Source organism: Streptomyces thioluteus, assembly GCF_039535865.1.
In genome coordinates, this window is sequence record NZ_BAAAXZ010000098.1 from 1 (window position 1) to 19005 (window position 19005).

Sequence of the window (19005 nt, forward strand, 5' to 3'; positions counted from 1 at the left end):
ACGGCATGATCGAGGCGACCACCATCGCCAAGCCGAACCTCTGCCGCGCCTGCTTCGACGGCGAGTACCCGATGGAGCTGCCCGACCCCGAGCTGCTCGGCAAGCATCTGCTGGAGACCGAGCTCGCAGGCGGCCCCGACGCCGCGGACGCCCTGCGCCGCCCGTAAGAACGACACGAAAGATCTCGAGAGCATGCCCTCTGCAGAGACCACTGGTGCCAGCTACGCAAGCGCGGGCGTCGACATCGAGGCGGGCGACCGCGCCGTCGAACTGATGAAGCAATGGGTGAAGAAGGCCACCCGCCCCGAGGTCGTCGGCGGCCTCGGCGGCTTCGCCGGCCTCTTCGACGCCAGCGCCCTCAAGCGGTACGAGCGCCCGCTGCTCGCCTCCGCCACCGACGGCGTCGGCACCAAGGTGGACATCGCGCGCCGCATGGGCGTCTACGACACCATCGGCCACGACCTGGTCGGCATGGTCGTCGACGACCTGGTGGTCTGCGGTGCCGAGCCGCTGTTCATGACGGACTACATCTGCGTCGGCAAGGTGTACCCGGAGCGGGTCGCCGCGATCGTCAAGGGCATCGCCGAGGGGTGCACCCTCGCGGGCTGCGCGCTGGTCGGCGGCGAGACCGCCGAGCACCCCGGGCTGCTCGGCGCGGACGAGTTCGACGTGGCGGGCGCCGGCACCGGCGTCGTCGAGGCCGACCGGGTGCTGGGCGCGGATCTCATCCGCAAGGGCGACGTCGTCATCGCGATGGCCTCGTCCGGACTTCACTCGAACGGGTACTCGCTGGTCCGCCACGTGCTCTTCGACCGGGCCGGCTGGGAGCTGGACCGCGAGGTCCCGGAGTTCGGCCGCACCCTCGGCGAGGAGCTGCTGGAGCCGACCCGCATCTACTCGCTCGACTGCCTGGCCCTCACCCGCACCACCGAGGTGCACGCCTTCTCGCACATCACCGGCGGCGGGCTCGCCAACAACCTCGCCCGGGTGGTCCCGGACCACCTGCACGCGGGGATCGACCGTTCGACCTGGACGCCGGGCGCGGTGTTCTCCCTGGTCGGCGAGGCGGGCGGGGTCGAGCGGCGGGAACTGGAGAAGACGCTCAACATGGGTGTCGGCATGGTCGCCGTCGTCCCGCGCGAATCCGTGGACGTGGCGCTCGCCACCTGCGCCGACCGCGGTCTCGACGCCTGGGTCGCGGGAGAGATCACCGAGCGCGCGGGCCGCACCGACGCGGTGGTCCTGAACGGTGACTACGCGAGCTGACCGGCGCCGCCGGCGGACCGTCCGGGGCCCTCGGCCCCGGGTGGTCCGGGCAGCACAGAACCCGGCCCGGGGCGAGGCCCCGGACCGGGTCGGAGAAAGCTATCGCGTCAAGCGCGGCGACGGTAGGCGGACTGACCGGACGGCTGCTGCTCGTCCTCGTCGTCGTCCTGGTTGTAACGCGCCGCGTACTGGGCGTACGGGTCGTCGTCCAGCTCTTCCTCGAGCGGCTCAACCTCCGGCGGCTGCTTCATCGCCGGCGATGCGCCCAGCTCGTCAGCCAGGCGTGAGAGGTCGGTCCCACCGCTGTTGTACTTCAGCTGGCGGGCGACCTTTGTCTGCTTGGCCTTGGCCCGGCCGCGCCCCATGGCTCGACCCCCTCGATTACGGGGCTCGACGGCCCCAGAGTCTTGACACGCGTTCACTGTCATGAGTCAGAGCGGATCCCCGCAGAGGGATCCGGTCTGTAGGACTTCCACGGTACCTGCTTCCGCGGCCATACGGTACGTCGCCCGCATGACGTGCCACGGAGCACAACCCGCGAGGTGCCCCGTCCTCGCTGGTCAGCTGCGATTTTAACCCGATCCGCGCGGCGACCCGCCGAGGGGTGGTGAGGGATCTCTCCCTTGCCGTCCCCCGGCGGGCGGTCTGTCGGGACCGCTGTGCGGACCCCGACCACCAGAGCGGGCCCGTTCCACCCCGGGAATCCCCTTCAGTCACGGGCGTACCTCGGGTGTTACGGGCGGGCCTGGCGCGGGACCTCGGCGGTGCGCGGCGCCCGGGCCTCCGCCATGCGCTGCTCGGCGAGCCGGTCGGCGGCCGCGGCCGGCGGGATGCCGTCCGCCTTCGCACGCTCGAATATGGCCAGCGTCGTGTCGTAGATCCCGGTCGCCTTGGCCTTGGCGCGGTCGAAGTCGAAGCCGCGCAGCTCGTCCGCCACCTGGATCACGCCGCCGGCGTTCACCACGTAGTCCGGTGCGTAGAGGACGCCGCGGTCGGCGAGGTCCTTCTCGACGCCCGGGTGGGCGAGCTGGTTGTTGGCCGCGCCGCAGACGACGGTCGCGGTGAGGGCCGCCACGGTCGCGTCGTCCAGCGCGCCGCCGAGGGCGCACGGGGCGTAGACGTCCAGCGGGGTGCGGACCAGCGCGGCCGTGTCGGCCACCGCCGTGACCCGCGGGTGGCGGGCGGTGATGCGCTCGACCGCATCCGCGCGCACGTCCGTGACGACGACCTCGGCGCCGTCCTCGACCAGGTGCTCGACCAGGTAGTGACCGACCTTGCCGACGCCCGCGACGCCGACCCGCCGTCCGCGCAGCGTCGGCTCGCCCCACTGGGTCTTCGCCGCGGCGCGCATGCCCTGGAAGACGCCGAAGGCGGTGAGGACGGAGGAGTCGCCCGCGCCGCCGTTCTCCGGCGAGCGGCCGGTGGTCCAGCGGCACTCGCGGGCGACGACGTCCATGTCCCGCACGTACGTGCCGACATCGCACGCGGTGACATAGCGGCCGCCGAGGGAGGCCAGGAACCGGCCGTAGGCGAGCAGGAGTTGCTCGGTCTTTATCGACTCGGGATCGCCGATGATCACGGCTTTGCCGCCGCCGTGGTCGAGGCCGGCGAGGGCGTTCTTGTACGACATGCCGCGGGAGAGGTTGAGCGCGTCGAGCACCGCCTCCTCGTCGGAGGCGTACTGGTGGAAGCGGGTGCCGCCGAGGGCGGGGCCGAGGGCGGTGCTGTGAATGGCGATGACGGCCTTGAGGCCGGTCTCGCGGTCCTGGCAGAGCACGACCTGCTCATGACCGCCGAGGTCCGAGCGGAAGAGGGTGTGCAGCACGCTCTCGGCGTCGGTGGTGGGACGTACGTCAGTCACGGTGGTGACTCCATATGTCTCGCGGTGGTCGCCCTCCGGGGGTGGAGGAGGGCCCGGTTGGCACGAGAGTAGGCCCTGTGGGGCCCTCGTACCGGTGCGGTGCCGAGGATCACTCTCCCGGGCTGCCGTGCCGTGGGACGATTCGGTCGGGTACGGGAGGCCGGCGCGCTCCGCGCGGCCCCCGGGGGGTTCCTGCTGCTTGAGGGAGCGAGCGTGGGTCTGGCGACGTCGGTGACCGTCCCGTACGCGGCGTACCTGAGGGTCTACGAGCCGCTGAGCGCCTTCCCCCGGGCGGAGCGGCGGCGCTGGGAGCGTTACGCGCGGCGCGACGCCCTGCCGACCGCCCAGGACGAACTGCGGCGTTCGCTGGCCGACTTGCTGCCGACGCCGCCCGTGCCCGTGCCGGTGCACGAGAGCCGTGACGCCTTCGTCGCCGTCGTGGACGGCGTCGTCTGCGTCTGCCCCTGGCGCACCCGGCTGCGCGGCTGGCTGGCCCTGGAGGAGCTCTCCGAGCGCTTCCCCGCCCCCGTCCTCGACGCGGTGCTGCCGCCGGTGGTGCGGCGCCAGGCGGAGGCGGACTACGCGCGCTGGCTGGAGGGCAACCCCGACGCCCGCCCCTGGATCCGCACGGCGACCTGGCAGGTGCCGCTGCGCTGGTTCGTCCTCTTCTCCGACGGCGAGCGCGACTACGGCCGGACCGGCGAGGTGCCGGTGCTGCGGTACCGCACCCCCATGGTCGAGGCCCGGCGCCGGGTGGCCAGGGGGCTGCGCACGCTGCGGGACGCCATCGAGGAGGGGCCGCTGATCGACGGGCTGGTGGACGTCGGACGGTGGCTGGAAGAGTTCCATCCCCGGTCCCTGGTGGAGCTGGATTATGGCGGTCTGGTGCATATGGTGCCGGAGGCACAGCTGGCGGACGACCGCTCCGCCGCCGACATCGCGGAGGGGCTGGCCGCGCTGGGCGCCGGGGACGGGGCGCGGGCGAGCGCGGCGTACGAGCGGCTGACGGAGCGTTGGCGGGCGGTCCGCGACCGCCAGTTCGCCAACTGACGGTCAACTGACGGACGGGTGCGGGTTTTTCGGGTGATCAGGACCTAGGTCCTGATCCGGCCAATTGCCGCAATCGTGATCTAGCGCACTAAACTCAGCTCTTGCGCCCATCGCCCATCCTCGTGGCAAAATAGGACAAGGAGTCCGGGAAGGACTCCTTCCGTCCTCCTTCCGTCCCGAGTAAGGGTGGATTGATCGGCATTGCACTCCTTGGCGGGTCTGGTGACCCCTGATCCCGCTGTGACTGATCGTCACGGCGGCGTGACTGTCCGCTATGGCATGGTCCATCGGCTTCCGTCGAGGTTGAACACCTGAGAGGGCAATTCCATCGGTTTGGCCGACGTGGCTGGACAGATGGTGTAGTTGTAGTGCCGAGGACAAGCCGTTCGTCCTATAACCGACTCGGCCCGCGTCTGCCATTTCGGGCAACGTGGGTCAAGGTGCAGAATTTAGAGGAAAGAACCGATCCTGAACTCGGTTCTCCCGAGGAGGCCGCTCATGACCGCTCGCACCCCTGATGCCGAGCCGCTGCTGACCCCGGCTGAGGTTGCCACGATGTTCCGCGTGGACCCGAAGACGGTCACGCGGTGGGCCAAGGCAGGCAAGCTCACGTCCATCCGCACGCTCGGAGGACACCGCCGTTACCGCGAGGCGGAGGTCCGGGCGCTGCTGGCGGGTATCCCGCAGCAGCGCAGCGAGTCCTGAACAACCGCGTGACCGGGCGTTTTCCGGGGCCCCCAACCCGGTGACCGCCCACCCTCAGCTCCACCGAGCTCCACCAGGCAGTGCCGCGACGGACGCCCGCCCCCAACGGGAGTCCACGCCCGGGATACGGGTGTAAGTCGTCGACCGCGCTGGACTCCGCCGGGTCCAGCGCGGTCTTTTTTGTGCCCGCGCGGCACGTGCGGGCGCCCGGGCATTCCTTCGCGTACCGCCGGCGGGGCCGTCCCGGAAGGGGAGATTCCGGTCAGGCCGGTGCCTTTCGCGGGTGGTTGAGGGGGCAGTGCAATTGCACATATTAAATTGACCGGTGGTGAGCGGGGGGTGAGTTCCGCCTTCTTCGTAACTCTTTCGGTGACTCCCGTCACAACGCGGTGTGCTTGTCACCCACCGTGTTGCCGCGATAAAGAAGCGGACCGACCCGTCGGTTCCTCCGCCGCCGGGCCGACTGCCGTCGCGGGCACCGCCGTTGGGGCGCCGCGGCGCCTCACCACGCGGCGGGGCCCTCGTCGCGGCCGGCGCGCCCCGCTCCGTCCCCGTCGACGCCGGGGCCCAGGGCCAGCCTCAGGAGCCGGTGGCAGACCGCGCAGTGGCGGGTCAGGTGCCCGTAGCCGACGGCGGCCGAGAGATGGGCGCGCAGCAGGGCTCCTGTCTCGTGCCGGGAGCCCCCGGTGCGGGGTGTGGTGGTCATCGGGCGCGCACCTCCCACTGACTGGGTACCCCTGGCACGTGTCGTCGTCAAGGCATGGCGCGAAGGCCCGGCCGGGGCCGGGCCTTCAATGGACGTGGGGGCAGGGGTACCCAGTCAGTGGGGGAGTCCGCTTCGTCGTCGTGGTGCGGGACGGCCGAAGGGCCCGCTCCGTTGCCGGCGCGGGCCCTTCGATCAACTGCGGTCCTGACGGGATTTGCTGTGTCCGACGGCGGCGTCCCGCCGCGGGCGCGGCCTCTCCGTTGTCCCGTGGTGCGGGATGGCCGAAGGGCCCGCTCCGTTGCCGGCGCGGGCCCTTCGATCAACTGCGGTCCTGACGGGATTTGAACCCGCGGCCTCCACCTTGACAGGGTGGCGAGCACTCCAAACTGCTCCACAGGACCTTGCTGCCTTCCCGCTCTCGCGGTGCTGCGTGCATGACTGTACAGCAGGTCAGGGGGTGCGGTCGAACTCGGCCGCCGCCGCACCCCGCGACCGCGCCCGCTCAGGGCGCCAGCGCGTCGATCGCCTTCACGATGCGCTTGTCCGACACCGGGAACGCCGTGCCGAGCGCGTGCGCGAAGTAGCTCACGCGCAGCTCCTCGATCATCCAGCGCACGTCCAGCGCCTCCTGCGGCACCGGACGGCCCTTCGGGAACTGCTCCAGCAGCCAGGCGTACTCGTCCTGCATCTCCTGCACCTTGGCCAGCCGGGAGCGGTCCCGCTCGGCGTTGGTGGGGAGCTGCGTCAGGCGCCGGTCCACGGCCACCAGGTAGCGCAGGAGGTCCGGGAGCCGGCGGACGCCGTGCGCCGTCACGAAGCCCGGCTTGACCAGCTCCGCGAGCTGCTGCCGGACGTCCGTGAGGGACAGCAGCAGGACGGGGCTGGTCGTCGTCTTCAGCCGGCGCTCGCACGCGTGCCAGGCGGCCAGCACCTCCTGGACCTTGCGGACGGTGTCGAGCGTCACATCGACGATGTCGGTCCGCACCGCGTCGAAGAGCTTGCGGAAGCCCTCCTCGTCCCAGGCGGGCCCGCCGTGCGCCGCGATCAGCTTGTCCGCCGCGCCGGAGACGCAGTCGTCGAAGAGGGCCGGGATCGAGCCGTGCGGATTCGCGGACAGGGCGAGCTTCTGCTGGTTGCTGAGCTTGCCCTGGGCGAACTTCGCCGGGTTGGACGGCAGGTTGAGCAGGATCAGCCGGCGCGTGCCGCGCCACATCGCCTGCCGCTGCTCCGGCTCGGTGTCGAAGAGCCGGACGGCGACGGACGCGCCCTCGTCGACGAGCGCGGGGTACGCCTTGACCGGCTGCCCGGCCCGCCGCGTCTCGAAGGTGCGCGGGAGGGCGCCGATCGTCCACTGGGTGAGCCCGGACCGCTGCTCGGGCCCGGGGGCGCTCCCCGGGGCCGTGGCGGCCTTCTCGAAGGCCTTGGAGATGGCCGCCTGCGTCTTCGGCTTCAGCCGCGTCCGCAGCGCCTCCAGGTCCTTGTCCTCGGCGATCTTCCGCTTCCGCTCGTCGACGATCCGGAAGGTGATCTTCAGGTGGTCGGGGACGCGGCCCGGGTCGAAGTCGTCCGCCTCGATCCGCACGCCGGTCATCCGGTGCAGCTCGCGCGCCAGCGACGTGGTCAGCGGCGCCGCGAGGGGCGACGCCTGGTCCAGGAAGCGCTGGGCGTAGTTCGGCGCCGGGACGCAGTTGCGGCGGATCGGCTTGGGCAGGGAGCGGATCAGCTCCGTCACCAGGTCCTCGCGCAGACCCGGGATCTGCCAGTCGAAGCCCTCGGACGACACCTGGTTGAGCACCTGGAGCGGGACGTGGACGGTCACGCCGTCCGCGTCCGCGCCGGGCTCGAACTGGTAGGTCACCCGGAACTTCAGCCGGCCCTGGCGCCAGGAGTCCGGATAGTCGTCCTTGGTGACGGCCTCCGCGTTCTCGTTGATGAGCATGGAGTGCTCGAAGTTGAGCAACTCCGGCTCTTCGTGGCGCTTGTGCTTCCACCAGGAGTCGAAGTGCGCCCCGGAGACGACGTGTTCGGGCAGCCGCTGGTCGTAGAAGTCGAAGAGCGTCTCGTCGTCGACGAGGATGTCGCGGCGGCGGGCACGGTGCTCCAGCTCCTCGACCTCGCCGAGCAGCTTGCGGTTGTCGTGGAAGAACTGGTGGTGGGTCCGCCAGTCGCCCTCCACGAGCGCGTTGCGGATGAACAGCTCGCGGCTGGTCTCCGGGTCGATCCGGCCGTAGTTGACCTTCCGCTGGGCGACGATCGGCACGCCGTAGAGCGTGACGCGCTCGTACGCCATCACGGCCGCCTGCTTCTGCTCCCAGTGCGGCTCGCTGTAGTTCCGTTTGACGAGGTGCTGGGCGAGCGGCTCGATCCACTCCGGCTCGATCCGGGCGTTGACCCGCGCCCACAGCCGCGAGGTCTCCACCAGCTCGGCCGACATCACCCAGCGCGGCGGCTTCTTGAAGAGCGCGGAGCCGGGGAAGACGGCGAACTTGGCGCTGCGGGCGCCCAGGTAGTCGTTCTTCTCGGTGTCCTTGAGGCCGAGGTGGGAGAGCAGGCCCGCCAGCAGCGACTGGTGGATGCGCTCCGGCGCCGCGTCCTCCTCGGAGAGGTGGACGCCCATCGACTTCGCCACCGTGCGCAGCTGCGAGTAGATGTCCTGCCACTCGCGTATCCGCAGGTAGTTGAGGAACTCCGAGCGGCACATGCGCCGGAAGGCCGACGAGGACAACGCCTTCTGCTGCTCGCGCACATAGCGCCACAGGTTGAGGAAGGCCAGGAAGTCGCTGGTCTCGTCCTTGAACCGGGCGTGCTGCTGGTCCGCCTGCTGCTGCTTGTCCGAGGGCCGCTCGCGCGGGTCCTGGATCGAGAGGGCGGCGGCGATGACCATGACCTCGCGGACGCAGCCGTTCCGGTCGGCCTCCAGGACCATGCGGGCCAGCCGCGGGTCGACCGGGAGCTGCGACAGTTTTCGGCCAAGTGCGGTGAGCCGCTTTTTGGGGTCCTTCTGCTGCGGATCGAGCGCGCCCAGCTCCTGCAGCAGGTCGACGCCGTCCTTGATGTTGCGCCGGTCCGGCGGGTCGATGAACGGGAACTTCTCGATGTCGCCCAGGCCGGCGGCGGTCATCTGGAGGATGACGGACGCCAGGTTCGTCCGCAGGATCTCCGCGTCCGTGAACTCCGGCCGGGAGAGGAAGTCGTCCTCCGAGTAGAGCCGGATGCAGATGCCGTCGCTGGTGCGGCCGCAGCGGCCCTTGCGCTGGTTGGCGCTGGCCTGCGAGACCGGCTCGATGGGCAGGCGCTGGACCTTGGTGCGGTGGCTGTAGCGCGAGATCCGGGCGAAGCCGGGGTCGATCACGTACCGGATGCCGGGGACGGTCAGCGAGGTCTCGGCGACGTTCGTCGCCAGGACGATGCGGCGGCCGGTGTGGCGCTGGAAGACGCGGTGCTGCTCGGCGTGGGAGAGGCGCGCGTAGAGCGGCAGGATCTCGGCGAAGCGCAGCTTCTTCTTCTCCAGGGCGTCCGCCGTGTCGCGGATCTCGCGCTCGCCGGAGAGGAAGACGAGGACGTCGCCGTCGCCCTCGCGGGCCAGCTCGTCCACCGCGTCGCAGATCGCCGTGATCTGGTCGCGGTCGGAGTCCTCGCCATTCTCCTCCAGCAGCGGCCGGTAGCGGACCTCGACGGGGTACGTCCGGCCGCTCACCTCGATGATCGGGGCGTCGCCGAAGTGCCGGGAGAAGCGCTCCGGGTCGATCGTCGCCGAGGTGATCACGACCTTGAGGTCGGGGCGGCGGGGGAGCAGCTGGGCGAGATAGCCCAGGATGAAGTCGATGTTGAGGCTGCGCTCGTGCGCCTCGTCGATGATGATCGTGTCGTAGGCGCGCAGCTCGCGGTCGGTCTGGATCTCCGCGAGCAGGATGCCGTCCGTCATCAGCTTCACGTGGGTGTCCGGGCTCACCTGGTCGGTGAAGCGGACCTTCCAGCCGACGGACTCGCCGAGCGGCGTCCGCAGCTCCTCCGCGACCCGCTCGGCCACGGTGCGGGCCGCGATCCGGCGGGGCTGGGTGTGGCCGATCAGGCCCTTTACGCCCCGGCCGAGCTCCAGACAGATCTTGGGGATCTGGGTGGTCTTGCCGGAACCGGTCTCACCCGCGACGATCACGACCTGGTGGTCGCGTATCGCCTCCAGGATCGCGTCCTTCTTCTGGCTGACGGGCAGCTGCTCGGGGTAGCTGACGGCGGGCACGGCCGCCCGTCGGCTCTCCACGCGCAGCTCGGCCTCGGCGATCCCGTCGGTGATCTCGGCGAGGACGGCGGCGCGGGCCTCGGGCTTGCGGATGCGGCGGGCGCCGTCGAGCCTGCGCCCCAGCCGCTGCTGGTCGCGCAGCATCAGCTCGGACAGGCGCTCGGCGAGAGCGGCGAAGGCGGCGGGGGCGGCAGGCTGCGTAGACATACGGGACCCAGGATCGCACCAGCCGCCGCGAAGCGGCGAACGCATTTCGGCGCATGCGGTGCCCGCAAACGCACTGAGCCCCCCATCCGGAGATGGGGGGCTCATTTGTGGCTGGGGCCGGGGTCGAACCGGCGACCTTCCGCTTTTCAGGCGGACGCTCGTACCAACTGAGCTACCCAGCCACGCAGTTCCTTGCGGAACTGCAGCGGTCCTGACGGGATTTGAACCCGCGGCCTCCACCTTGACAGGGTGGCGAGCACTCCAAACTGCTCCACAGGACCAAGCGCGTGGGCGAGAACTAGTCTCGCACACGGTCGTGCGTGCCCCCAACGGGATTCGAACCCGTGCTACCGCCTTGAAAGGGCGGCGTCCTGGGCCACTAGACGATGAGGGCTGATGGCCCACCTGGGCGCTTGCGGCGCCTCGGGGACGTGAGAAGCATATGGGATGCGGGGAGCGAACGCCAAAACGGTTTGCCGAGGTCCTCGCCACAGGGAGGCGGGAAGGGTCCGGCGGGGGTGCCCAGGACCCGCGCCGGGGCCGTCCGTGCCGGACAATGGCGGCGTGCTGGAGATGACGCGCGAGGAGTTCGAGGAACTGGTCGCCGAGGCGCTGGACCGGATCCCGCCCGAGCTGACGCGGCTGATGGACAACGTCGCCGTGTTCGTCGAGGACGAGCCCCCGGCCGACGACCCGGAGCTGCTCGGGCTCTACGAGGGGACGCCGCTGACCGAGCGCGGCGAGTGGTACGCCGGGGTGCTGCCGGACCGGATCACCGTCTTCCGGGGGCCGACGCAGCGCATGTGCGTCACCCGGGACGAGATCGTGGCGGAGGTCGAGGTGACGGTGGTTCACGAGGTGGCCCACCACTTCGGCATCGACGACGCCCGGCTGCACGCGCTGGGCTACGGCTGAGCCGGCACCGGCCCGCCGGACCGCCCGCGTGTCCTGGGCGGGGCGGGGTCAGTTGGGCAGGGGGCTGTCCCGTCCCCCTGTGACCCCGGTGATCCGCCGGTGATCCCGTGAACCCCGTAAGGCGGTCCCCTCATGCGCGCGACCCCAGTGCACGCAGCCTTCCGTTTCGTGGCCGCGGCCGTCGCGACCCTGGCCCTCGGCGGTTGCATGAGCGTGAGCGAGCCGGGCCGGCCCGCGCCGTCCGAGCAGGGCAAGCAGCGGGAGACGGGGCGGGAGCCGGAGGACGGGAAGGCCTCGCCGGGCGGCCGGAGCGCCCATGCGGACGCGAAGGGGGTGCGCGGCGTCCCCGGCGGGCCGTCGGCCGGACGGAGCGCCCGGCCCGGGGAGCCCTCGGCCACGGCCTCGGCGGCGGGGACGGCGGAGGCGTCGCCCCCGGCCCCCCGGCCGGACGGCAAGCCCGGGGACCAGAAGAAGCCCCCCGCGCCGGGCGCCTCGTCCGCCCCGCCGAAGCCGCCCACCGCGGCCCCGCCCACCCGGCCGAACCCCGACAAGCCCACCCCGCCCGCGCCCCCGACCTCGCCGCCGCCCCCGTCCGAGGGCTCCCCGGCGCCGCAGCCGACGCCCCAGGCGGGACCGCCCGCGCATTGACCTGTTCGGGGCGGATGTCCGGTACGGGGTTGCGCCGGACGGCGTTGAGTGCGTATGGTGGTAGATCGTTTGATCCCATTTGCCCGGCGCCAGAACAGAAGCGCGCCGCGTGGCGCGTTCCTTACCTTGCCGTGGCTGACCGCATCGAGGCGGTCATTTGTGAAGCCGACACGGAGCTTGGGCGCGTGCCGAAACTCCGGAAGGTTTCGCATTTCGCATGTCCATTTCCACTGACCAGACGCTGCTCGAGAACGAGAACCTCGAGAACGACAACGCCGTGACCGACGAGGCCGTCGAGGCCGTCGAGGCCGTGGAGTCCGCCTCCGCCGTCGAGACCGACGAGACCGTCGAGACCGCTGAAGCCGTCGAGACCGACGAGGCCGCCGAGCCCACCGAGCCCGCCGAGCCGACGATCACCTTCGCCGACCTGGGCCTGGACGAGGCCATCGTCCGCAAGCTCGCCCAGAACGGCGTCACCACCCCCTTCCCGATCCAGGCCGCGACCATCCCGGACGCCCTGGCCGGCAAGGACATCCTCGGCCGTGGCCGCACCGGCTCCGGCAAGACGCTCTCCTTCGGTCTGCCGCTGCTGACCCTCCTGGCCGACGGCCGCACCGCGAAGAAGCGTCCGCGCGGTCTGATCCTCACCCCGACCCGTGAGCTGGCGATGCAGGTCGCCGACGCCCTCCAGCCCTACGGCGACGTCCTCGGCCTGAAGATGAAGGTCGTCTGCGGCGGTACGTCCATGGGCAACCAGATCTACGCCCTGGAGCGCGGCGTCGACATCCTCGTCGCCACCCCGGGCCGCCTGCGCGACATCATCAACCGCGGTGCCGCCTCGCTGGAGGACGTGAAGGTCGCCGTCCTCGACGAGGCCGACCAGATGGCCGACATGGGCTTCCTGCCCGAGGTCACCGAGATCCTCGACCTGGTGCCGACCGGCGGTCAGCGCCTGCTGTTCTCCGCGACGCTGGAGAACGAGATCGACACCCTGGTCAAGCGCTACCTGGTCGACCCGGTCACGCACGAGGTCGACCCGTCGGCCGGCGCCGTGACCACCATGACCCACCACGTCCTCGTCGTGAAGCCGAAGGACAAGGCCCCGGTCACCGCCGCCATCGCCGCCCGCAAGGGCCGCACGATCATCTTCGTGCGCACCCAGATGGGCGCCGACCGCGTCGCCGAGCAGCTGGTGGACTCCGGCGTCCGCGCCGACGCCCTGCACGGCGGCATGACCCAGGGCGCCCGCACCCGCGTCCTGGAGGACTTCAAGTCCGGCCGCGTCGGCGTGCTGGTCGCCACCGACGTCGCCGCCCGCGGCATCCACGTCGACGGCATCGACCTGGTCCTCAACGTGGACCCGGCCGGTGACCACAAGGACTACCTGCACCGCTCCGGCCGTACGGCCCGCGCCGGCCAGTCCGGCACGGTCGTCTCGCTGTCCCTGCCGCACCAGCGCCGCCAGATCTTCCGCCTGATGGAGGACGCGGGCGTGGACGCCTCGCGCCACATCGTCGGCGGCGCCGGCGCCTTCGACCCGGAGGTCGCCGAGATCACCGGCGCCCGCTCCCTCACCGAGGTCCAGGCCGACTCGGCGGCCAACGCCGCCAAGCAGGCCGAGCGCGAGCTCGCCGACCTCAACCGCCAGGTCGAGCGCGTCACGCGGCGCGCCGCCGAGCTGCGCGACGAGGCCGACCGCCTGCTGGCCCGCGCCGCCCGCGAGCGCGGCGAGGACCCGGAGGCCGCCGTCGCCGCCGCGGCCGAGGAGACCGCCGCCGAGGCCGCCCGCGAGGAGGCCCGCGCCGCCGCCGAGGCCGCCGAGCGGGCCGAGCGCGAGCAGCGCGAGCGCCGCGACGACCGGGGCAACTTCGAGCGCCGTTCGTCCGGTGGCTTCCGCCGCGACGACCGCGAGCGTCGTGACGACCGTCCGTCCGGCGGCTTCCGCCGTGACGACCGTGGCGACCGCCGCGACGACCGTGGTGGCTTCCGTCGCGACCGTGACGACCGTCCGTCGTTCCGTCGTGACGAGCGTCGTGACGACCGTCCGTCCGGCGGCTTCCGCCGTGACGACCGTGGCGACCGCCGCGACGACCGTGGTGGCTTCCGTCGCGACCGTGACGACCGTCCGTCGTTCCGTCGTGACGAGCGTCGTGACGACCGTCCGTCCGGCGGCTTCCGTCGCGACGACCGTGGCGACCGCCGCGACGACCGCGGCGGCTTCCAGCGCGAGGACCGCGGTGGCTTCCGTCGCGACGACCGTCCCTCCGGCGGCTTCCGCCGTGACGACCGCCCGTCCGGCGGTTTACCGCTCCGGTGGCGGCGACCGTCCGTTCAACCGCGACCGTCGTGACGACCGTCCCTCCGGCGGCTTCCGCTCCGGTGGCGGCGACCGCCCGTACGGCCGCCGTGACGACCGCCACTCCGACGGTCACCGCGCCGCCGGTTCCTTCGACCGCCGCGCCGACAAGCCCCGCTGGAAGCGCAACGGCTGAGCCGTCGGCAAGCACCTCGTAACGCCGCCGAACTGAGGGCCCGTACGGCACATCCGTACCGGACGGGCCCCTTCCGGAAAGGCTTCCGGGAAAGTCCCGGGCATAACGACTCGGGCTCCGGCGCCCCTCCGGGCTATGCTGCGGGGTGCGGGCCGTTAGCTCAATTGGCAGAGCAGTGGACTTTTAATCCATTGGTTGTGGGTTCGAGTCCCACACGGCCTACCGCATCGGAAACCGCAGGACGCCTGACCGGCGTCCTGCGGTTTTCTGTCTCCCGGGGCACCGCTGTCGGCACTGCCCTCCGGGAGGGCGGCGCACATCGCATCCGTAACGCGACGCTCTCGCGCCCGCCGGGAAAATGCCGGCACCACCGGTACCGCGCCGGACCAAAGGAGGACGGAAAGGCGCCCCGGCCGTGCCTGGTACCGGCCGATCCCCACGAACGAGTGCAAGCGCGCCCGGTCCAACCCCTTTGCCGTAAAGGCCCGTTCACCGTCCCTTAGCGTGACGGGTCCGCCCGTCGCATGCCGGAGGGACCGGGGCCGACATGGGGTACATACGGTTGCTGCGCAGACGGCCGCTGCGCGTGCTGTGGCTCTCGATGACGCTGTCCGTCGTGGGCGACCGCCTCTACGCGATCGCCACGATGTGGATCGTCTACGAGTCGACGCACTCGACGTCGCTCACCGGCCTGGTCGCCGTCGCGGAGTCGCTTCCGTACGTCGTCCTGGCCGGTGCCCGCGAGGGTGTGGCCCGCTTCATGCGCTGGCGTTCGCTGGCCGGGGTGGACGCGGCCCGCGCCCTGCTCGCGCTCTCGGTCCCGCTGCTGTGGACACCGGACGGCGCGGGGCTGACGATGCTGCTGGGGCTGGTCCTGGCGCTCGGTGTGCTCGGCGCGCTCTTCGACCCCAACCTGGGCGCGCTCATCCCCCAACTCGCCGCCTGCGAAGGAGGGGTGGACCTCCACGAGGTGAGCGGCCTGTTCGACCTGACCGCGCGGATCGCCGCCGTCGCGGGCCAGGGGAGCGTGGGCGTCGTCCTCCTCCTCGTCCCCGAGATCCAGCTCTACGCCATCGACGGGCTCACCTTCGCCGTCTCGGCGGCCGCCCTCGCCTGGCTCGGCCGGTACGCGGCGCTCACCACGGAGCGCACGGTGCCGTCGCGCGCCCCCGTGGCCCGGCGCGTGCTGCGCGTCCACAGACCGCTCACCGCCGCCGTCGTGGTGAGCGCGCGGCGGCCCAGTTCGCGGCCGCCGTGCCGACGGTGGGGGCTGCCGCCGCTGATCGCCGTCCGGCTCGGCCAGGGCGCCGCCGGGTACGGGCTCACGCTCGCGGCGACGGCGGCCGGGGCCCTGGTCGGCAACCTGCTGACCCCCGGCCTGCGGGCCGGCCGCCGCTGGCTGGGCACCTACTGCGCCGCCTGGGTGCTGTCGGGGTGGCGCTCGCCGGGCTCGGCCTGGCGACACCACGCTGACGATGGCGGTGGCGCTGTGCGTGGCCGGCGGGCTGCTGTTCCCCGTCACGGCGGTGACGCTGCGGGCCCGGCTCTCCCGGTTCGCGCCCGCCGAGCGGGTGGCGCTGCTGAGGGCTCATCAGTCGGTGACCCGCGCGGCGGGCGCCGCCGGTCTGCTGCTCCTGCCGTACGCGGTGGACGCGGCCCCGGGCGGCTCGTTCGTCGGGGGCCGGCCTGCTGCTGGCCGGTTTCGCCGCGGTGGGCTGGTGGTTCGGGCGCCGGCCGGCCCGGGCGGGCGGTCCCGGCGGGCGACGGCAGCGGCGCGGCCGAGCACGGGCTGGCGGGCTGAGGCGGCGAGGTGAACGCGACGGGTCACGCGTCGGTACGGGACGGGTCGTGGCGCGACGGGTCGTAGCGCGAGGGGTCCGTAGGCGTACCCGACGTGCCGCACCGTCATGATCGTCTCCCGGTATCCGGGGCCGAGCTTGCCGCGCAGCCGGGCGATGTGCACGTCCACCGTGCGTCCGCTGCCCAGCGTCGTCGGTCCCCAGACGGACGTCATCAGCTGACGCCGGGTGTAGACCTGGAGCGGTCGGGCGACCATGTGCGCCAGCAGCTCGAACTCCACGAAGGTGAGCCGGATTTCACGGCCGCCGACGACGGCCGTGCGGTGCTTGTAGTCGATTCTGATCCCGTCGGCGGACGGGGGCCGCCGGGTGCCGGTGGCCGTGGAGCGCGGCCGGGGCGGGGTGCGGGAAGTGGTTTCCGGAGGGCCCGCGGGTAGTGCAGGGACATGGTCGTTCCTCCTCTGACCCGTTGGGGGAGGCGGTCACCTCCCGCGAGTAAGAAGGAAGCGGAGGCGCGCGGGTTGCCTCGGCGGCGCGGGCGTGCGGGATGGGAGTGCGGTGAACTCCCTTGCGCCGCTTGCCCGGTGGGGTGCGCCCCGGGGGTTCCTCGGCGGGGGACGCCCTCGCCCGGACGTTCGGCGACGCGTCGTCCCGGCGGCGTGTCGACGGTGCGTCGGTGGTCTCCCGGTGGCCTGTCGGCGGCGTCCCGGCGGTGGATAACGGGAAACCCCGCTCCTGCCCCGTACCCGCGCCGCTACGGTAAGTGCGCGGGGTGGGCAGGAGCGGGCCGGGAGGTCGAAGGCATGGAGCAGACGCGCACGGGGCGGGGGCGAGGGCCGCCCCGAGCCGACACCCGCGCCGAGCACGTGGCCGGGCTGCTGGCCCGCGCCCAGAACGGCTTCGAGATCGCCGAGGCCCTGCTGGCCCGGCTGCGCACGGCCCTGATGCACCAGGCCGAGCTCCGCTCGTACCGCCAGCGCAACGACGGCGCCCGCCCGCTGCGCTGCCACACCTACCGGGCACGTCTTCCTGCTCGCCGACGGCAGCAGCCTGCTGCTCTACGAGCTGGAGCACGACACCGGCCCGCAGGGGGCGCTTCCAGTACGAGCTGTACGCCCGCGAGGAGGCCCTCGACGAGGCCGAGCACCGGGTGCATGAGCGGATCGGCGGCGGCGTCGGCCCGGACCGCGAGGACGAGGAGCTGCCGGCCTGGCTCGCGGAGGAGCTGCTGCTGGCCATGGGGCCCGGCAGGCCCCGCCGCGAGTATGTCTCCGAGGCGTCGCCCGACCACGCCCGGCGGCTGCTGCGCCGCGCGGAGAACCGGGACGGGCCGGGCGAGGTGGTCGGCGAGATCCTCCAGGGCGCCCTCGGCCACCACATCGCGCTGATCACCAAGCCGCGGCGGCGCGGGCCGGGGCGGGACGCGACCTGGTGCCGGTTCTACGAGCACGCCTTCCTGCTGGAGGGCGGGGGCGAGGTCTCCCTCTGGGAGCTGGAGCACAATCTGACCTCCGACGGCCGGCTCGTCTGCGAGGTCTACCTCGACGAGGCGGACGCCGAGGTCGCGGCCGACCGGCACGCCAGGGCCCTGGGGGTCGAATTATGAGCTCGGCCGGGCGCCCTGGACGAGTGTGGTACGGTTGTTCGAGTTGCAGTTGTGGTACCCATGAACTCGTGTGCGCCTCGGTCATGTAGCCGATGGCGCATTTTTGTTTATGCCGGCCTTTGCCGGCTGCCGGTCTTTCCGGTCTGGGGCCCACCCCAATCCGCTAGGAGATAGACATGGCTACCGGCACCGTCAAGTGGTTCAACTCTGAAAAGGGCTTCGGCTTCATCGAGCAGGACGGCGGCGGCCCCGACGTCTTCGCCCACTACTCGAACATCGCCTCCCAGGGCTTCCGCGAGCTGCTCGAGGGCCAGAAGGTGTCCTTCGACGTCACCCAGGGCCCGAAGGGTCTGCAGGCGGAGAACATCGTCAACATCTGACGAACCCCGCATCTCGAGGCGATGGGGCCCGCACCACTGGGTGCGGGCCCCATTGTCGCCCCCGCCCCACTTCCGCCCAGCGCGCCCAGCCAGGGAAGGTCCTTTATGCCCAGCTCCGCCCGCCCCGCCCGCCCGCCCCGCTCCACCGGTTCGCGCGGCGGCCAGCCGGCGCGCCGCCGGCCGGCCCGTCCCGCCGGGGGCTCGGCGCCGTCCGAGGCTGCGGAGTTCGCGATCCCGGTGAGCACCACGCCGGCGCTCCCGCCCGTGGCCTCCTTCGCCGACCTCGGCCTGCCCGACGCACTGCTGTCCACGCTGACGGCGCAGGGCGTCACCGAGCCCTTCCCGATCCAGGCCGCCACCCTTCCCAACTCGCTCGCGGGCCGCGACGTCCTCGGCCGCGGCCGCACCGGCTCCGGCAAGACCCTGGCCTTCGGCCTGGCGCTGCTGGCCCGCACCGCCGGCCGCCGCGCGGAGCCCCGCCGTCCGCTGACGCTCGTCCTCGTGCCGACCCGTGAGCTGGCCCAGCAGGTCACCGACTCGCTGGCCCCGTACGCCGCGGCCCTGAAGCTGCGCACCGCGACGGTCGTCGGCGGCATGTCCATCGGGCGCCAGGCCAACCAGCTGGCGCGCGGCGCCGAGGTGCTGGTCGCCACGCCCGGCCGGCTCGCCGACCTCATCCAGCGCGGCGACTGCGCCCTGGGCGACGTGACGATCACCGTCCTCGACGAGGCCGACCAGATGGCCGACATGGGCTTCCTGCCGCAGGTCACGCGGCTGCTGGAGCAGGTCGCCCCGGGCGGTCAGCGGATGCTCTTCTCGGCCACGCTGGACCGCAACGTCGACCGGCTCGTCCGCCGCTTCCTCACCGACCCGGTCACCCACTCCGTGGACCCGTCCGCCGGTGCGGTCGTGACCATGGACCACCACCTCTTCCACGTCGCGGACGAGACCGTGAAGAAGAGCACGGTCACCCGGATCGCCGCCCGTGAGGGGCGCGTGATCATGTTCGTCGACACCAAGCGCGGTGCCGACCGGCTGGCCAAGCGGCTGCTCTCGGAGGGCGTCCTGGCCGCCGCGCTGCACGGCGGCAAGAGCCAGCCGCAGCGCAACCGCACGCTGGAGCAGTTCCG

13 protein-coding genes, 5 tRNA genes and 4 pseudogenes are annotated in these 19005 nt (G+C 72.1%); 13 read left to right on the forward strand and 9 right to left on the reverse strand.

Annotation, left to right across the window (positions count from 1 at the left end):
- Positions 1 to 167 (forward strand): annotated as a pseudogene (locus ABD794_RS12640) (amidophosphoribosyltransferase); the annotation flags it as partial.
- Positions 168 to 192: 25 nt separating this feature from the next.
- Positions 193 to 1266 carry a phosphoribosylformylglycinamidine cyclo-ligase gene (gene purM, locus ABD794_RS12645; protein ID WP_344963168.1) on the forward strand — a complete coding sequence of 358 codons (1074 nt, stop codon included), beginning with the start codon at positions 193 to 195 and terminating at the stop codon, positions 1264 to 1266.
- Positions 1267 to 1373: 107 nt separating this feature from the next.
- Here the strand turns inward: purM and ABD794_RS12650 are convergent, their stop codons facing one another.
- Complete coding sequence (locus ABD794_RS12650; protein WP_344963170.1) at positions 1374 to 1631, reverse strand: DUF3073 domain-containing protein; 258 nt, start codon at positions 1629 to 1631, stop codon at positions 1374 to 1376.
- Positions 1632 to 1999: 368 nt separating this feature from the next.
- Positions 2000 to 3127, reverse strand: a complete 1128-nt coding sequence (locus ABD794_RS12655; RefSeq protein ID WP_344963172.1) for a Leu/Phe/Val dehydrogenase — start codon at positions 3125 to 3127, stop codon at positions 2000 to 2002.
- Positions 3128 to 3340: 213 nt separating this feature from the next.
- Here ABD794_RS12655 and ABD794_RS12660 point away from each other — a divergent pair, with 213 nt between their 5' ends.
- Both ABD794_RS12660 and bldC read left to right on the forward strand, forming a co-directional pair.
- Entirely contained in the window at positions 3341 to 4177 is an 837-nt protein-coding gene (locus tag ABD794_RS12660; RefSeq protein WP_344963174.1) for a DUF8083 family protein, read from the forward strand.
- A 498-nt stretch (positions 4178 to 4675) separates the two neighbouring features.
- A complete protein-coding gene (gene bldC / locus ABD794_RS12665) occupies positions 4676 to 4882 on the forward strand; it encodes a developmental transcriptional regulator BldC (RefSeq protein ID WP_003980577.1) in 207 nt (68 codons plus the stop codon).
- Between the two features lie 502 nt (positions 4883 to 5384).
- On the opposite strand, the gene ABD794_RS12670 is transcribed toward bldC, so the two are convergent.
- The 6 genes from ABD794_RS12670 to ABD794_RS12695 form a co-directional block, all read right to left on the reverse strand.
- Positions 5385 to 5588, reverse strand: a complete 204-nt coding sequence (locus ABD794_RS12670; protein WP_344963177.1) for a DUF6274 family protein — start codon at positions 5586 to 5588, stop codon at positions 5385 to 5387.
- A 326-nt stretch (positions 5589 to 5914) separates the two neighbouring features.
- A tRNA-Asp gene (locus tag ABD794_RS12675) sits at positions 5915 to 5989 on the reverse strand.
- 101 nt (positions 5990 to 6090) lie between these two features.
- A complete protein-coding gene (gene hrpA / locus ABD794_RS12680) occupies positions 6091 to 10035 on the reverse strand; it encodes an ATP-dependent RNA helicase HrpA (protein ID WP_344963179.1) in 3945 nt (1314 codons plus the stop codon).
- 108 nt (positions 10036 to 10143) lie between these two features.
- Positions 10144 to 10217: transfer RNA gene (locus tag ABD794_RS12685), tRNA-Phe, on the reverse strand.
- A gap of 24 nt (positions 10218 to 10241) precedes the next feature.
- Positions 10242 to 10316, reverse strand: a tRNA-Asp gene (locus ABD794_RS12690).
- A gap of 40 nt (positions 10317 to 10356) precedes the next feature.
- Positions 10357 to 10429: transfer RNA gene (locus ABD794_RS12695), tRNA-Glu, on the reverse strand.
- A gap of 170 nt (positions 10430 to 10599) precedes the next feature.
- Between ABD794_RS12695 and ABD794_RS12700 the strand changes: the two genes are divergently transcribed.
- From ABD794_RS12700 to ABD794_RS12720, 5 genes and pseudogenes are all read left to right on the forward strand, one after another.
- Positions 10600 to 10950 (forward strand): metallopeptidase family protein, encoded by a 351-nt coding sequence (locus tag ABD794_RS12700; protein WP_344963181.1) that lies wholly within the window; start codon positions 10600 to 10602, stop codon positions 10948 to 10950.
- A 132-nt stretch (positions 10951 to 11082) separates the two neighbouring features.
- Positions 11083 to 11598: a hypothetical protein gene (locus ABD794_RS12705; RefSeq protein WP_344963183.1), complete on the forward strand. Its 516-nt coding sequence runs from the start codon at positions 11083 to 11085 to the stop codon at positions 11596 to 11598.
- 217 nt (positions 11599 to 11815) lie between these two features.
- Positions 11816 to 14090: pseudogene (locus ABD794_RS12710) on the forward strand (DEAD/DEAH box helicase).
- 149 nt (positions 14091 to 14239) lie between these two features.
- Positions 14240 to 14312 (forward strand) — tRNA-Lys (locus ABD794_RS12715).
- A gap of 325 nt (positions 14313 to 14637) precedes the next feature.
- Positions 14638 to 15891, forward strand: a complete 1254-nt coding sequence (locus ABD794_RS12720) for an MFS transporter (RefSeq protein ID WP_344963185.1) — start codon at positions 14638 to 14640, stop codon at positions 15889 to 15891.
- A 141-nt stretch (positions 15892 to 16032) separates the two neighbouring features.
- Here ABD794_RS12720 and ABD794_RS18940 read toward each other — a convergent pair.
- Positions 16033 to 16146 (reverse strand): annotated as a pseudogene (locus ABD794_RS18940) (winged helix-turn-helix domain-containing protein); the annotation flags it as partial.
- A gap of 546 nt (positions 16147 to 16692) precedes the next feature.
- On the opposite strand from ABD794_RS18940, the pseudogene ABD794_RS12730 reads away from it, so the two are divergent.
- From ABD794_RS12730 to ABD794_RS12750, 4 genes and pseudogenes are all read left to right on the forward strand, one after another.
- Positions 16693 to 16845 (forward strand): annotated as a pseudogene (locus ABD794_RS12730) (DUF6227 family protein); the annotation flags it as partial.
- A 152-nt stretch (positions 16846 to 16997) separates the two neighbouring features.
- Complete coding sequence (locus ABD794_RS12740; RefSeq protein WP_344963190.1) at positions 16998 to 17495, forward strand: DUF6227 family protein; 498 nt, start codon at positions 16998 to 17000, stop codon at positions 17493 to 17495.
- Positions 17496 to 17671: 176 nt separating this feature from the next.
- A complete protein-coding gene (locus ABD794_RS12745; RefSeq protein ID WP_199891802.1) occupies positions 17672 to 17875 on the forward strand; it encodes a cold-shock protein in 204 nt (67 codons plus the stop codon).
- Positions 17876 to 17980: 105 nt separating this feature from the next.
- Positions 17981 to 19005: DEAD/DEAH box helicase (locus ABD794_RS12750; protein ID WP_344963187.1), on the forward strand; the 1025-nt coding region annotated here is incomplete at its 3' end.